The 14844-nt window shown below is 57.1% G+C and carries 10 protein-coding genes; 3 read left to right on the top strand and 7 right to left on the bottom strand.

Annotated features, from left to right (window positions below):
• The first annotated feature begins 520 nt into the window (after positions 1–520).
• The 3 genes from IEX44_RS20440 (at position 521) to IEX44_RS20430 (ending at position 5886) form a co-directional block, all read left to right on the top strand.
• Complete coding sequence (locus IEX44_RS20440) at positions 521–3679, top strand: Rne/Rng family ribonuclease (RefSeq protein ID WP_188698686.1); 3159 nt, start codon at positions 521–523, stop codon at positions 3677–3679.
• A 473-nt stretch (positions 3680–4152) separates the two neighbouring features.
• Positions 4153–4911: a basic amino acid ABC transporter substrate-binding protein gene (locus IEX44_RS20435; protein ID WP_188698683.1), complete on the top strand. Its 759-nt coding sequence runs from the start codon at positions 4153–4155 to the stop codon at positions 4909–4911.
• Between the two features lie 171 nt (positions 4912–5082).
• Positions 5083–5886: an amino acid ABC transporter permease gene (locus IEX44_RS20430; protein ID WP_188698680.1), complete on the top strand. Its 804-nt coding sequence runs from the start codon at positions 5083–5085 to the stop codon at positions 5884–5886.
• 649 nt (positions 5887–6535) lie between these two features.
• On the opposite strand, the gene mltG is transcribed toward IEX44_RS20430, so the two are convergent.
• The 7 genes from mltG to aroC all read right to left on the bottom strand — a co-directional run bounded on the left by mltG (position 6536) and on the right by aroC (position 14650).
• The gene (gene mltG, locus IEX44_RS20425; protein WP_188698677.1) at positions 6536–7612 is read right to left on the bottom strand and encodes an endolytic transglycosylase MltG; all 1077 of its coding nucleotides are present in this window, start codon (positions 7610–7612) and stop codon (positions 6536–6538) included.
• Positions 7572–9539, bottom strand: coding sequence for a DNA repair helicase YoaA (gene yoaA, locus IEX44_RS20420; protein ID WP_188698672.1), 1968 nt, complete (start codon positions 9537–9539; stop codon positions 7572–7574). Before yoaA ends, mltG begins: the two co-directional genes overlap by 41 nt.
• Positions 9540–9831: 292 nt before the next feature.
• The gene (locus IEX44_RS20415; protein ID WP_188698669.1) at positions 9832–10590 is read right to left on the bottom strand and encodes an SDR family NAD(P)-dependent oxidoreductase; all 759 of its coding nucleotides are present in this window, start codon (positions 10588–10590) and stop codon (positions 9832–9834) included.
• Between the two features lie 12 nt (positions 10591–10602).
• Positions 10603–11898, bottom strand: a complete 1296-nt coding sequence (gene hpnE, locus IEX44_RS20410) for a hydroxysqualene dehydroxylase HpnE (protein ID WP_188698666.1) — start codon at positions 11896–11898, stop codon at positions 10603–10605.
• Between the two features lie 12 nt (positions 11899–11910).
• Entirely contained in the window at positions 11911–12747 is an 837-nt protein-coding gene (hpnD, locus tag IEX44_RS20405; protein WP_188698663.1) for a presqualene diphosphate synthase HpnD, read from the bottom strand.
• 99 nt (positions 12748–12846) lie between these two features.
• Positions 12847–13509, bottom strand: coding sequence for a DUF4136 domain-containing protein (locus IEX44_RS20400; RefSeq protein ID WP_188698660.1), 663 nt, complete (start codon positions 13507–13509; stop codon positions 12847–12849).
• Between the two features lie 37 nt (positions 13510–13546).
• Complete coding sequence (gene aroC, locus IEX44_RS20395; protein ID WP_188698657.1) at positions 13547–14650, bottom strand: chorismate synthase; 1104 nt, start codon at positions 14648–14650, stop codon at positions 13547–13549.
• Positions 14651–14844: the final 194 nt, after the last annotated feature.

Genomic DNA, 14844 nt, shown 5'->3' with positions numbered 1-14844 from the left:
ACTGGTCGGAAAACACGAAATGCAGCGCGGGAATCGCCTGACGTGCACGTTTGGTCTTGGTATTGGGAAGCGGTTAATGCTCGCTCACCGCTATGAATGCAGCCAATTCACCGCTTTGACGGCCACGCCGGCGCAGATGGTGATGCCACGGGCAAAGAGATGGAGTGTACAGCTTACTACTCCGGATTTCGAGACACCCCTGACATCCAGTACCGCCGAGATGGTCCCGAGTGGCCCCAAGCAGCGACAAAAACGCAGTTTATTAGAACCACGCACTCACAAGGTTATTAACCGCAAGCTCCACCAAAGCTTGCGCTATACCACACCCGGTTTTTTCCGGCGCCCGCCAGAAGCGGACGCTTTCATCATGGAGATTGCACACGCCCCACGCTGTTCCGCTCACTAACCGCCAGGCCCCGACTTACAACCGGTGCCGATGAATATGGCGTCCTGATTGACGGACTGAGGGCGTTGTTGCCCCGGGTTTCCGCCGTGCGAGTGCGTGCGGGAGCCATTTTAAATGAAACGCATGCTGTTCAATGCAACGCAGGCCGAAGAGCTGCGCGTTGCGATTGTCGACGGCCAGAAGCTGATCGATCTTGATATCGAGACCGTCGGCAAGGAACAACGCAAGTCCAACATCTACAAGGGTGTCATCACCCGCATCGAGCCTAGCCTCGAAGCCTGCTTTGTAGATTACGGCTGCGAACGCCACGGCTTTCTGCCCTTCAAGGAAATTGCCCGCTCTTATTACGCTGACGGCAGCGAAGGCGGCCGGGTTCGCCCCGGTGACGCATTGCGCGAAGGCCAGGAGCTGATCGTCCAGGTTGAAAAGGACGAGCGCGGCAACAAGGGCGCTGCCCTCACCACGTATATCAGCCTGGCCGGCCGTTACCTGGTCCTGATGCCAAACAACCCGCGTGGCGGTGGCGTTTCTCGCCGCATCGAGGGCGATGAGCGTCAGGAACTGCGCGCAGTGCTCGACCAGCTGGAAACCCCACAAGGCATGAGCCTGATCGCGCGTACTGCCGCCATCGGCCGCAGCGCCGAAGAACTGCAGTGGGATTTGAACTACCTGCTGCAATTGTGGCGTGCCATCGAAGGTGCGGCAGGTGGCAGCGGCGCGTTCCTGATCTATCAGGAATCCAGCCTCGTTATCCGTGCGATCCGCGATTACTTCCAGCCTGATATCGGCGAACTGCTGATCGACAAGGCCGACATCTATGAACAGGCTCGTCAGTTCATGAGCCATGTGATGCCGGGCAACGTCAATCGCGTGAAGCTGTACCAGGATGACGTTCCGCTGTTCTCCCGCTTCCAGATCGAACACCAGATCGAAACCGCGTTTGCACGCGAAGTAACGCTGCCGTCCGGCGGCGCGATCGTGATCGACAAGACCGAAGCGCTCTACTCCATCGACGTGAACTCGGCCCGCGCCACCAAAGGCTCGGACATCGAAGAAACCGCCGCCCGCACCAACCTGGAAGCGGCCGATGAAATTGCCCGCCAGTTGCGTCTGCGTGACGTCGGTGGCCTGATCGTCATCGACTTCATCGACATGGAGAACCCCAAGAACCAGCGCGAAGTCGAAAACCGACTGCGCGAGGCACTGCATTTTGACCGTGCTCGCGTGCAGACCGGCAAGATCAGCCGCTTTGGTTTGATGGAACTCTCTCGCCAGCGACTGCAACCGTCACTGGAAGAAACCACGCACATTGCGTGCCCACGCTGCCATGGCACCGGCTTTATTCGCGGCACCGAATCCTCGGCACTCAACATCCTGCGCATCATCCAGGAAGAGGCCATGAAGGAAAACACCGGTGCGATCCACGCGCAGGTGCCCGTTGATGTCGCAACGTTCTTGTTGAACGAAAAGCGCACTGAACTCTTTACGCTGGAATCGCGCCTGAAAGTCAGCGTGGTGTTGATCCCGAACATCAACCTGGAAACGCCGAATTACAGCGTGGTTCGTCTGCGTCATGACGACCTGAACCACACTGACGAGGCCCTGCCGTCCTATCGCATGGTGGAAACACCGCCGGAGGAAGGCTACCAGCCAGGTCAGGCACGCGAAGAAATGGCCAAGCGCCAGGAAGCTGCCGTCAAGGGTATTACCCCCGCACAACCGGCACCGGTTTCTGCACAGCGCGAAGTAGCCCCGGCTGCTGCCGCTGCAACCGCGGCTGGCCCGAGCCTGTGGAGCCGCATCGTCAAGTTCTTCGCCGGCACACCGACCGTGGAAGAGCCTGCGCCACAACCCGCCAAGCGTCAGAGCCAGGGTGGTCAGCGTGGCGGTCGCAACGAACGCAATGACAACCGCCAGGGTGGTCGCCGTGATCGCAATGATCGCAATGATCGCGGTGGTGAACGCAGCGAACGCGGTCAGCGCGCCGAACGCGAAGATCGCAATGCCGAGCGCCCGCAAAACGAGCGTCGTGGTAGTAGCAGCAAGCCGCGCATCGAAGAAGACATGAGCGCCCGCGCTGCACGTCAGGAACAACGTAACGAACGCAACCGTGGCGAGCGTGGCGAACGTCAGCAAGCCGAGCGCGCAGAACGCCCGGATCGTGCCGAGCGCAATGAGCAACAAGCGCAAGAGCCGCGCCAGCCGCGTGAACGCGCCCCACGTCAGGATCGTGAACGCCAGCCGAAGCCAGTTGTCGCTGCGGAAGAAAAAGAAGTCATTCAGCAGGTTATCGCACCGGTTGAAGGCGTTGCGGGTGAGCAAGCCGCAGCACCGGAAGCGGGCGAAGGCCGTAGCCGTCGCCGCCGGGGCCGTCGTGACCGTCGTGATCGCAATGAAAACGCCGCAGCAACTGAAAGCAGCGTAGAAGCGGGTAGCGAACAAACGGCTGCCGCTGAAGCTGCACCGGTTGAGCAACAAGCTGCACCAGCACCGGTCGCCGCAAGTCATGATCAAAGCGATTGGGCTGCTGCCATTAGCGCCGCCACGGTTACTGCAACTGTTGCTGCTGTAGAAGCCCAGCCACAAGCAGCCGAACCGGTCGCAGCTGAACCTGCGCCCGTTACCGCACCGGCTCCGGTCGTGGCTGAGGTAGTACCGGCCAAGGCCGCTGCTGAACCAGCCAAGTCAGGTACGATCGTCACCATGCTGGCCAGCACTGCCGCTCACGGCAACGCCACACCAGTCGCGACGCCAGTGCAGGCTGAAGCCAAGCCGACACCGGTTTCGACCCCGGTCGAGACTGAAGCTCCTGCACCAGCCGTCACGGTGGCAGAAGTCGTTGCGGCGACCCCGGCATTGCAACCGGGCCTGTTTGACGAGGCTCAGCCGGCCAAGGCCGAAGTGGCTGCTCCCGCACCTGCTGCGGTTCCAGTTCCGGCCCCGGCCGCTGCGCCTGTGCTGGAAGTCGGCACACCAGAAGATGTCGGCCTGGTCCTGGTCGCTACGCGACAAGACCTGTCGGCTGAACCGGCAACGCAAACGCCAGCCGCACCGGCACGCCGCCGCCGCCGTGACAGTCAGCCTCGCCAAAGCGACGCAGCAGGTAGCGAGCCGCTGCAACAAGTCGAAACTGCAGCCAGCCCGGCCGCAGCCGATGCCGCAGCTGCGACACCGGCAGAAGAAGTCCGGACTCGACGTAGCGCTGCAGCGGAAACGACAGCTTCCGAGCACAGTGATGCACCATTGGTGCAGATTGAAACCCGTAACGAATAAGCGGGTTGAGCGTCAAACAGAAAAGCCGCCCAGATGGGCGGCTTTTTCTTTGGGCACTGAATGCCTGGCCGCATAATAAAATGCACCACTCAGGGGCGCCGTTACCAGACCAGGTCCCCATTACCTTCTGCAGTACATGCTCCAAGCACCGGCAACCTCGTTTTAACCCGTCAGTGAGCGCCTGCTTATACACCCGTACCAGGGAAAAGAATTACGACAAACGCGCCACAATGAGCGCCGCAGGCCTGCATGCTGGTCAAAATATTGCTTTAATCAAGCGCATTGGCGCCAACAGTGCCTGATCTGCGTCAAGGGAATATCCTGATTGCAGCGGGTACCCACCGCCAATACGCTCGCTACCCGAAGCGTGTTGTAGAGAACCGGGGCGCGCCGTAGCGACAAGATCGCCAAGGCTGCCTTTATAAAGTCACTGGAAACTAAAACCAACCCGGCCTTACCAGGAGTATTCCGCCATGCAGAACACGTTCGGCAAGCTGTTTGCTGCCCTCACCGCCTCAGTTATTCTGGCCAGCCCGGTCTTTGCTGCCGGCAAGACCTATCAAGTGGCGACTGACGCTTCTTATGCACCGTTTGAGTCAATGAATGACAAGAAAGAAGTGGTCGGCTTTGACGTGGACGTACTCAAGGCTGTCGCCGCCAAAGGCGGTTTTGACGTTAAATTCATCAACACTCCGTGGGAAGGCATTTTCGCTACGCTTGCCACCGGTGACCGCGATATTGTCAGCTCGGCCGTGACCATTACCGACGAGCGCAAGCAATCCATGGATTTCTCCGAACCCTACTTCGAAGCCAAACAGATGATCGCCGTGTCGGCATCCAGCAAGGTTACGAAATTTGCCGACCTGAAGAACCTGAAAGTCGCCGTCCAGACCGGCACCACGGGTGATGAAGTTGTACAGAAACTGCAGGGCAAAACCAGCCCCAACATCAAGCGTTTTGAATCAACCCCGCTGGCTATCCAGGAACTGTTGTCCGGCGGCGTGGATGCCGTTGTGGCCGATAACGGTGTAGTGATCAACTACGTGGCCAACAACAAGGGTGCCAAGCTCAAAGTGGTAGATGACAGCAGTTTTGCCAAGGAGTACTACGGCTACGCCGTGAAGAAAGGCAACAAGGACCTGCTGGTCAAGATCAATGCAGGCATCAAGGCCATCAAAGCTGACGGCACCTACGACAAGATCTACAAGAAGTACTTCGGCGCCAGCAAATAAGCCCAGCCCGGATTACCGCAGACAATCCGAAAGAAGCGCAACGGCGTGCCGTTTGCGCTTCTTTTCATGCGTAGCCCTGAATTTGCTTCAAGCGCGAAATGTGCAGCATGCATTACCTTTATAGTCTGAACCGTTTTTCTAAAACCCACGCCTGAGCCGGATACGAGACATATGGATTTCAATCAATTCTGGGACCAGGCACAACACGCGGTGCCGCCTTTGAGTCACGTCAATTTGCAGATGATCTGGGAATACCGCCAGATGTTCATCGACGGTGCCAAGATGACGTTACTGATCACGGTTGTGGCCGTCGTAGTGGGCACACTGATTGGTTTATTTACCGGCATGGCACGCCTCTCCAGCAACGTCACCCAAGGCCCGTGGAAATGGCCACTACGCGTCTTTGCCCGTTGGCCTGCCACTGCTTATGTCACGTTCTTTCGGGGTACACCGCTGTTTGTGCAAATTCTGCTGATTCATTTTGCAGTGATGCCGCTACTGGTCCACCCGGAAGACGGCCTGCTGATTAGCGGGGATCTGGCAGCCACACTGCGTCAGGATTATGGCGCTTTCATGTCGGGCCTCGTTGCACTGACGCTCAATGCCGGTGCTTATATCACCGAGATTTTCCGCGCGGGCATTCAGTCCATCGCCCGGGGCCAGACCGAGGCCTCCCGCTCACTGGGCATGAACTACTGGCAAACCATGCGTTTTGTTGTCGTGCCGCAAGCTTTCCGCCGCATGCTGCCGCCGCTGGGCAATGAAGCCATCATGCTGCTCAAAGATAGCTCTCTGGTGTCGGCCATTGGTTTGACTGAAATGGCCTACGCGGCACGCACCGTCGCGGGGGTCTATTCGCGCTTCTGGGAGCCCTACATCACCATCTCTATTGTCTATCTGGCGTTAACGATGGTCATGGCCGCAGGTGTGCATAAACTGGAGCGCAGCTTCCACGCCAAAGGCGGCATTCAATAATTCCCTGGTCATTCAGCCCCATCAAAAAAGCCCGCGGAGCGCGGGCTTTTTTGATGTCTGCACGCCGCCATAAAAAAAAGCCACAACCTGCAAAAGGTTGTGGCTCTGAATTCCCGATTCGGCCGTGCCAAGCCAGAATCGGTAGGACAGGAAACAGTCAAAACGTCATCAAGGTAAACCGGCAATCCAGCCGCCTTCTCACCCGGATTCAAACAGGTTCGATCCTTGATTTGTGATCAGGACCGGACCAGATGATCTGTAGCCAGAAATAAACAGCTACACATCAAGATCCAAAAAAATCGATCGTTTGTTTACGACCGATGCAAATTAAACGCCGCCACTCATCCTCTGCTGACTTGATCAGTGCCGTCATTACCTTGCATTTTCAAGCCAGTGTCCGACTTGCAAATCCAGTAAAACAGCCACTTTCAAACACTTTTCTACGGGTTTTCCAGTAGCAACGTGCTGAATGAATCCGAAAACAGAAGGTTGTTGCAACGCAAAACATGAGCGAGATTTTTGCCTGGCGACCAATAAAAGGCAAGCATTTTTTGGTAGTTTTAAAAATTAAACTACAGAATTGTCTAAAAACAACAACGCCGCAGGCCAGTGGGCTGCGGCGTTGTTGTTCGGCAGAAACCGGGCTGATTTACTGGGGCATTGACGCGGGTACCGACTTGCCTGCCGAGTTCAGAATGTATTTGCGCACGGCCGCATTGTGATCGGCCAGGCTCTCAGAGAACTGTGAACTTCCGTCCCCACGTGAGACAAAATACAGCGCCCGCGTGTTGGCAGGCTGCACTGCCGCGAGCAACGAGGCCTCACCCGGGTTTGCAATCGGGGTCGGCGGCAGGCCGGCGCGGGTATAGGTGTTCCACGGGGTATCCGTCTCCAGATCCACCTTTCGCAAGGTGCCGGTATAGCCTTCACCCAGGCCGTAGATCACACTCGGGTCGGTCTGCAAACGCATGCCGGTCTTGAGACGGTTGAGGAACACGCCAGCAACCAGCGGCCGATCCGGTGCATGGCCCGTTTCTTTTTCCACCAGGGAGGCCATGATCAACACGTCATAGGGCGTTTTCAGCGCCAGATCCGGCGCGCGCTTTTCCCATGCGGCATCCAGCTTCTTTTGCATGCGTTCGTGGGCGCGCGCCAGCAGCTTCACGTCAGAGCTACCGCGATCAATATGATAAGTATCCGGAAAGAACTGCCCTTCCGGACTGGACGCATCAATCTTCAAAGTAGCAAGCAACTGGGCATCGGCCATCGGTTGCGAGTCATGCCGCAAGTCCGGGTTGCTATTGAGTGCCGTGCGCAAGCCACGCCAGTTTGTGCCTTCGATCACCGTAAATGAAATCATCGCGGTGTCACCATCGGTGAGCTTGCGGATCAGGTCCAGCAGGCTGGTTGGTGCAGTGAGCGTATAACTGCCAGCCTTGAGCTTGCGCTCAGCCCCCGTGAGACGGGCCACCAAACGGAAGGTGAACGGCGATTGAATCACGCCTTGTGCTTCAAGTTGCTCTGCCACCTTGCGGGTACTACCCGGCTCCAGTTCAAAATCAAGCGGGGTTTGTTCCTGCTGCGGCGCCACGATCGCGTTGTAGGCACCAATGCCGCCCGCAATGAGGACCATCAATAAGGTCAGCAATAGCAAGCCGGCAAAGCGACCGGAAGGCGACGCGGTTTTAACTGGTTTGTTCTGGCGACTGGTCTTGCTGCGGGGCATGGTTGCGTTTGGCTTCAAAGAATCGTTTTACGGTGTCGGGTTCGCGCGTACGGTACATGGGAGGCAGGCTCTTCCACAAGAGTTTGCCATAGGGTTTATCGACTAGCCGCGTGTCGCAGATCATCAGAATGCCCGTGTCGGTTTCATCGCGGATCAATCGCCCTGCCCCTTGCTTGAGCGCGATGGCGGCGTGTGGAATCTGATATTCGACAAAAGCGCTGCGCCCTTCCTTGTTCATCTGCTCAATACGCGCCGCCAGCACGGGATCATCGGGCGGAGAGAAGGGTAATTTGTCGATCACCACCAGCGACAACTGCTCGCCCTTGACGTCAATCCCTTCCCAGAAAGTCTGGCTGGCAACCAGGATGGCATTGGGTGAACGGCGAAACTGGTCAAGCAACTCGGTGCGTGAACCCTGCCCTTGCAGCAACACCGGCCAATCCAGCTTTTCGTCCTTTAAACGCTGCGTCACGAGGTCATACGTTTCACGCATGGCACGTAAGGAGGTAAACAACAAAAATGCGTGCCCATGAGTGAGCTTGAGCAAAGGCCAGGCCTGCTCGACAACCTTGCCAGTAAAACCGGGCGAATTGGCTTCCGGCATATTGGGCGGCACGTACAGCACCGCCTGTTTTTTGTAATCGAACGGACTATCCCAAGTGCCAGTCTGCGCATCCCACAAGCCAAGCTCGTGCTGGTAATGAGTGAATTTGCCGTTTACCGCCAATGTGGCGGACGCAAAAATCCAGGCGCGAGGGTGACCTTTGAGTTGCTTCTGGAAGATCTTGGAAATATTGAGCGGTGTGGCGTGGAGCATGAAACCGTGCGAGAGAATGTCGATCCAGTGCACGGATTCTTCGTCATCGCCCTTTTGCCAGTTAGTGAGCGTCTCACGTAACTCATGCGCGCGCCGCGCGGCGTTTTCAAGCGATTCGGCACGTTCTGCCTGCGCGGCCAGTAGCGCCTGCAATGTGGTCAGGCACTCCAGCATCGCTGCCAACCCTTCGGCAAAGCCTGGCAATTCGCTGACCTGATGCAACGGAAAACGCGCTGGCTCTGGCTTGAAAACCAGACGGAAGTCGCGCACGGCTTTTTCGAGAGCTTCAGCGGCTTGCGGTAGCTTGACGAAGTCTTTAGCAATCACGAGACCTTCGCTACGCGCGTCGCGGGCGATTTCAATCAACTGGCCACTCGTGATCGTATCGCCAAAGAACAAACTCGCGACCTCGGGCAATTGGTGTGCTTCATCAAACACCACCGTATTACAGGCCGGTAGCAATTCGCCCGCACCCTCATCGCGAAGCCAGACATCGGCAAAGAACAGGTGATGATTAACCACGACAACATCGGCTTCCTGTGCCTCTTTGCGCGCCTTAAGCACAAAGCAATCCTTGTGATTAGGACAATCAGTCCCCAGGCAGTTGTCACGCGTAGAGGTCACATGCGGCCAGATTGGCGCGTCTTCAGGCACGCCGGTACAACCCGCTTTGTCACCTGACTGCGTCACCTTGGCATAGCGCTCTACTTTTTGCAGATCGGCGATGTCCTCTTTGCGCAGGAACCGGCCTTCATGCCGAGTGCGCTCAAGATGGTAATGGCAAACGTAGTTGGCACGGCCTTTAAGCAATGCCACCGTAACCGGCACCCGCAGTACATCACGCACTAGCGGAATATCACGCTGGAAGAGCTGATCCTGCAGGGTTTTAGTACCGGTGGAAACGATGACCTTGCCGCCGCCCAGAATGGCGGGCACCAGATAGGCAAACGTTTTGCCTGTGCCCGTTCCGGCCTCGGCAATGAGCTGACCCTTTTCATCGATGGCCGCTTTGACAGCCAAAGCCATCTCCAGCTGGGACTGGCGTAGCTTATAGCCGGGAAATGCCTTGGCAAAGGGGCCTTCCGTTGAAAAGAGGTGTTCCAGGTCCATTTGGATCTATGCGCGGGTTAACACGCAATTTTACCAGCCCACAGTGACCACCGGAGCCTGGTGGTGATCAAAAACAGAAGTACGGACAAAAAAAAGCCCCGTTGATCACGGGGCTCATCAGCCAAATAAGAAGGAGACGCTATGTGGGGTGCTCACCCCAACCGGCTGGAGCAGCCGGCACTGCCTTGGCAATGAATGTCAAGTAGTCTGGAAGTAATAGTAGCAGAATGTTGCTCCAAGGCAACACTGTAAATATTTACATTTGGCAGTGCATTTTGAATTGCATTTTCATCTATTGCACCACCGCATCAAAACGCAGCACCTGGCCTGTCCGGCCACGGCTCTGCGGGCCCAGCCAATACAGGATGGCTGGAACGATCTCCGCAATCTGCGGCAACGCAGACCACGCCTCGGCGGGGTGAGTTTTAGTGCGGAACGGGGAGTGAATGGGACCGGGCACCAGCAGATTAATACGCAGATTCTCTTGTTTATCCCATTCATCCGCCGCAATGGTCACCCAGGTATTCTGCGCGGCCTTCGAGACAGCATAACCGCCCCAGTATGCTTTGGGTTCAAGGCCGTGAGTTTCGCCCAGCACCAGGATTGCTGCATCCGGCGCAGCAGCGAGTAGTGGCATCAGCGCTCGCGTCATGGCGAATGGTGCGGCGACATTGACACGGAACTGCTCCATCCATTCATCCAGCTTCTGGTTGGACAGCGGCGAAAGATGCGCAAAACCATTGGCGGCATGCAAAATGCCATCCAGTCGGCCAAATTCCTTGCTGAGTACCATGCCCAACTGCGCGAGTTCAGCCTCCCCCGCCTTGGCCAGATCCATCGGGACCGCAGCGGGGCGCGGGCCACCTGCAGCTTCAATGGCATCGTAGACTTTTGCGAGTTTTTTCTCGCTCCGCCCCATCAATATTACCGTGGCCCCCGCCTTGGCCAAGGCCAGGGCCGCCGCCTCACCAATGCCCTGACCGGCGCCAGTCACGAGAATCACTCTGTCTTTAAACGCGCCTTCAACCGGTTGCGAGGTTTTCCAGTCCATATTGCCGCCCTTTCAGTTCAGTGCCGCCAATAGTCCATCTGCCGCCTGCAAGCCGCTTCTGACCGCGCCTTCCAGCGTTGCCGGATAATCCAGCGCCGTATAGTCACCTGCCAGCCAGAGCGACGGGTACTTGGTCGCGTTGCCTGGCCGGATCAGATCAGGGGTACATGCAAACGTCGCCCGCTTCTCACTAATCACCCGATGTGAAATCGGCTGACTCCAACCGAATGTCGCCTCCAACTCCTGCGCTACCCGATCAGCGAGTTCTGCTTGCGGCCAATTACTGTGCACACCTTTTGCTGAGAGCACTACTGCAATCAGCCCTGCATCGCCGTGAGTTTGCCCACGATCAAAAACCCACTGACACAATCCACCGGAACAGCCCAGCATTGGCTGGGGCAATCTTGTTTCAGCGGGGTATTGATAGTAGAGCGTCACAATCGGCTGGAATTCCCAGCGTTCGATCAACTCAATCGCATCGACCAGCAAAGGCGCACCATTTTCGTCGGTCAGCATACTGAGACGATGCGGCGGCAGTGCAATGACGACACCGTCAAACCGCTCGGCCCGGTCATTGATTTGCCACTGGTCGCCATCCCGCTGCAGTTGGGTGACGGAAACACCGGTTTCAACCTTGCCACCCCGCCCCGCGATGTATTCGCCGGCCGGCTCCGGGAACAATGCTGAAAAATCAATACGCGGAAACAAGAGGTCAGATGCAGCGCGCCCGCCACCCAACGAATCACGCAGTACATTCAGCAGGATTTGTGCCGAGGCAGTTTCAATCGGGGTATTCAACGCAGCGACCGTCAGCGGTTGCCAGAAACGCACGATCAGATCTTCCGGCTGACGGTTTTGTTTTAACCATTGAGCGACAGTCTGATCCATCTTGAGCGTCCACCCAGCCAACTGGCTGGCCAGCATCAAACGGATCAAGGCACCGCGTGCCGTCCAGGACAACCCCTTGACGGAGAGCAGTCCTGCTGCGAGATGCAGTGGGGCTGGAAGAGAGGGGCAGCGCAAATGAAAGTCAGGCTGGACTTTCAGATCAAGTGGCGTACGTAGAAAGGCGTCATCCAGGTCGACCCCTACTTGCCGCATCAAATCCAGCAAAGCGCTATAGGCACCGATCAGTAGATGCTGACCATTATCCAGCCGACGGCCATCGATAGAGATACGTCGCGCCCGCCCGCCCAATACCGGGCCGGCTTCAAACACGCTGACGGAAGCACCTCGATGTGCGGCCCTGACTGCCGCTGCCATGCCGGCATAACCACCGCCAACGACTGCTACTGAATACTTGCTCATTGACAAGGGTGCTCAGCCCCACCACCAGGTGCGCCAGGCGAGCCACAATTTGCGGATGGGCGTCAGACTAAGACGCTGGTTCAATACTTTGGTCACGCCATCGCGCTTGATTTCTTCAAGTGTGGCACGATAAATCGCTGCCATCACAAGGCCAGTTCTTTGGGTTTTGCGGTCCGGAGCTGGTAGCTCACTAATGGCCTGATGGTAGTAATGTTCAGCACGCTCAATCTGGAAGTTCATCAGAGCGGCGAACTCCGGTGTTTCACGGAAATTAAGGATATCGGCAGCTGGCACATTGAAGCGCTGCAGTTCATCTACCGGCAGATAAATACGACCACGTCGCGCATCTTCACCCACATCCCGGATGATATTGGTCAACTGGAATGCCAAACCCAGATCGTGGGCATACTTGAGCGTTTTGCGATCGGTATAACCAAAGATTTGTGCGGCCATCTGCCCCACCACCGAGGCGACACGGTAGCAATACAGCTGCAGGTCTTTGAACGAGGCGTAACGGGCGGCATCGAGATCCATCTCCATGCCATCGATGATCTCGAGGAACAATTCACGCGCCAGATCGTATTTCTTGATCGCCGGCAGCAACGCGCGGGTTACCGGGTGCTGCGGATTGCCTGCATAGAGGTTATCAACCTCGGCACGCCACCAGTTCAGGGTTGTCCGCGCCACCCCTTCATCGTGGGTTTCGTCAACAACATCGTCCACTTCGCGACAGAACGCATAGAGCGCAGTGATAGCGCGACGCTTCTCCAGCGCAAGAAAACGGAAGCTGTAATAAAAACTGGAACCGCTACGGGCGGCTTTGTCTTCGCAATACTGATCAGGCGTCACAGGGTGGTGTCCGGCAAAAGTTCGCGCAATTGTAGCGAAAAGCGCTTCATCCTGCTTCAGCCATTGCGCCACCCCGACGCAATCTGACGTGCCAATGCGTCAGTGTGGTGCGGGCTGCGGCAGCACAAGCCGGACCGTAGTCGTCGTACCAGAAAATCCTGGAAAACTCTGGAACAAGGCTCGGGTCAGCCAAGGCAACGCCGTATCCAGATCCTGGCTCTCTGAATGATTGACCGCCTTACCTTCGTACAACTTGGCAAAGCGCCCCTGCTCCAGCAGTTGCCGGTCCGAGATATCGACGCTCAAGAAACGGGTGTAGACCGTATTTTGTACGGACTGCACACCGACAATACCCGGCTGCGGATACCACATTGGCGCGTACATCCGGCCGCCATATGGTCCCGGATACCAGTTGTAATAGGGAGTGTATCCAACAGTCCCCCACACGGGCTCCTGAGTTACCACAATCTGGCCGTTATCCACGCCGTAGTTCAGCGCAATCAACCAGTCCGCTCGCTGCGGACTCTCAGCCTGGACGAGGCCCACAGCACTCAGCTCCTGGGCCACCTGCTGCTCCACGGACTGATCCAGCAGACTCTGGGACTGCGGTGCCGGCCGGGCAAAAGCAAACTGCTTGCCGGCCACAGCACTGGCCAGCGTATGGCGGATGGTCACTTGCGCTACAAACTCTGGCGGCCTGGTCGCACAGCCCGCCAGCAATCCCAACACCAAAGCCAGCCACAGCAAAGAAATACGTTTCATGCAGTTGCCCCAGAACAATCAGCGAGCCAGGATGAAATTAGCCGCCAATCGCTCCCGGAATGCGTGGCGTATCCACCTTAACGTCGGCGCACTGAGCGCGATGACGTAAAGCGTGATCAATCAATACCAAGGCCAGCATTGCTTCAGCAATCGGCGTTGCCCGAATACCGACGCAAGGGTCGTGCCGACCTGTCGTCGCCATCATCACAGGATTGCCCGCCTTATCAATAGAGCGGCGCTCCTGTGCAATGCTGGATGTCGGTTTGACCGCCATATTGACAACAATATCCTGCCCGGTAGAGATACCCCCCAGAACACCACCTGCATGATTGCTGGCAAAACCTTCCGGTGTCAGCTCGTCGCAGTGTTCCGAGCCACGCTGAGCGATGCTGGCGAAGCCGGCACCGACTTCGACGCCCTTCACGGCATTAATGCCCATCATGGCATAGGCGATGTCCGCATCAAGACGGTCATATACCGGCTCACCCAAACCGACAGGCACGCCTTCGGCTACAACGGTAATCCGTGCCCCCACTGAATCGCGCTCGCTGCGAATCTGGTCCATGTAGGCTTCCAGCTTTGGCACGATCTCGTTGTTCGGCGCAAAGAAGGCGTTTTCACTCACCTCTTCCCAGCTTTGGAATGGAATTTCGATCTCGCCCAACTGGCTCATGTAGCCACGGATCTGAATCCCGAATTTCTCTTTGAGCCATTTCTTGGCAATGGCACCAGCCGCAACGCGCACTGCGGTTTCGCGCGCGGAAGAACGGCCACCACCACGATAGTCGCGAATGCCGTACTTATGCCAATAGGTGTAATCAGCATGACCAGGACGGAAAGTTTCGGCGATTTTGCCGTAGTCCTGGCTGCGTTGGTCCTGATTACGGATCAGCAGTGCGATGGGCGTACCCGTCGTTTTGCCTTCAAACACACCGGAGAGAATCTCAACGGTGTCGGGCTCTTTGCGCTGTGTCACGTGCCGAGAAGTGCCAGGCTTGCGACGATCCAGCTCTGCCTGGATATCGGCCTCGGTCAGCTCAAGCCCTGGAGGGCAGCCGTCAACCACACAGCCAATTGCTGGTCCGTGGGATTCGCCAAAAGAACTAACGCTGAAGAGAAGACCAAAAGAATTGCCAGACATCGTGACTCCCGGATCACATCGACCAGCTTCGCTGGCCAGATTTGGACAAGAGAGCAAGTTTAACATGTTGGCGTACTGCTTTGCCGGGGGCACACAATGTCCAGGGCGCATAAAGCAAAACGCCCGTACAGGTCTCTGTACGGGCGCTTTCTATGGGGTGTCTGGCAATGTCCTACTTTCACACGGGTAATCCG

Origin of the sequence: Silvimonas amylolytica (assembly GCF_014645555.1) — a bacterium.
In the GTDB taxonomy this organism is placed as follows: Bacteria; Pseudomonadota; Gammaproteobacteria; order Burkholderiales; family Chitinibacteraceae; genus Silvimonas; species Silvimonas amylolytica.
Note: the sequence above shows the minus strand (reverse complement) of the source record. Positions and strands in the feature narration are given on the sequence as shown.

Coding starts and splice junctions, on each gene's coding strand:
- hpnE (WP_188698666.1), bottom strand. CDS start 11,898: ATGAGCAAGTATTCAGTAGCAGTCGTTGGCGGTGGTTATGCCGGCATG.
- IEX44_RS20435 (WP_188698683.1), top strand. CDS start 4,153: ATGCAGAACACGTTCGGCAAGCTGTTTGCTGCCCTCACCGCCTCAGTT.
- aroC (WP_188698657.1), bottom strand. CDS start 14,650: ATGTCTGGCAATTCTTTTGGTCTTCTCTTCAGCGTTAGTTCTTTTGGC.
- IEX44_RS20430 (WP_188698680.1), top strand. CDS start 5,083: ATGGATTTCAATCAATTCTGGGACCAGGCACAACACGCGGTGCCGCCT.
- IEX44_RS20415 (WP_188698669.1), bottom strand. CDS start 10,590: ATGGACTGGAAAACCTCGCAACCGGTTGAAGGCGCGTTTAAAGACAGA.
- yoaA (WP_188698672.1), bottom strand. CDS start 9,539: ATGGACCTGGAACACCTCTTTTCAACGGAAGGCCCCTTTGCCAAGGCA.
- IEX44_RS20440 (WP_188698686.1), top strand. CDS start 521: ATGAAACGCATGCTGTTCAATGCAACGCAGGCCGAAGAGCTGCGCGTT.
- IEX44_RS20400 (WP_188698660.1), bottom strand. CDS start 13,509: ATGAAACGTATTTCTTTGCTGTGGCTGGCTTTGGTGTTGGGATTGCTG.
- mltG (WP_188698677.1), bottom strand. CDS start 7,612: ATGCCCCGCAGCAAGACCAGTCGCCAGAACAAACCAGTTAAAACCGCG.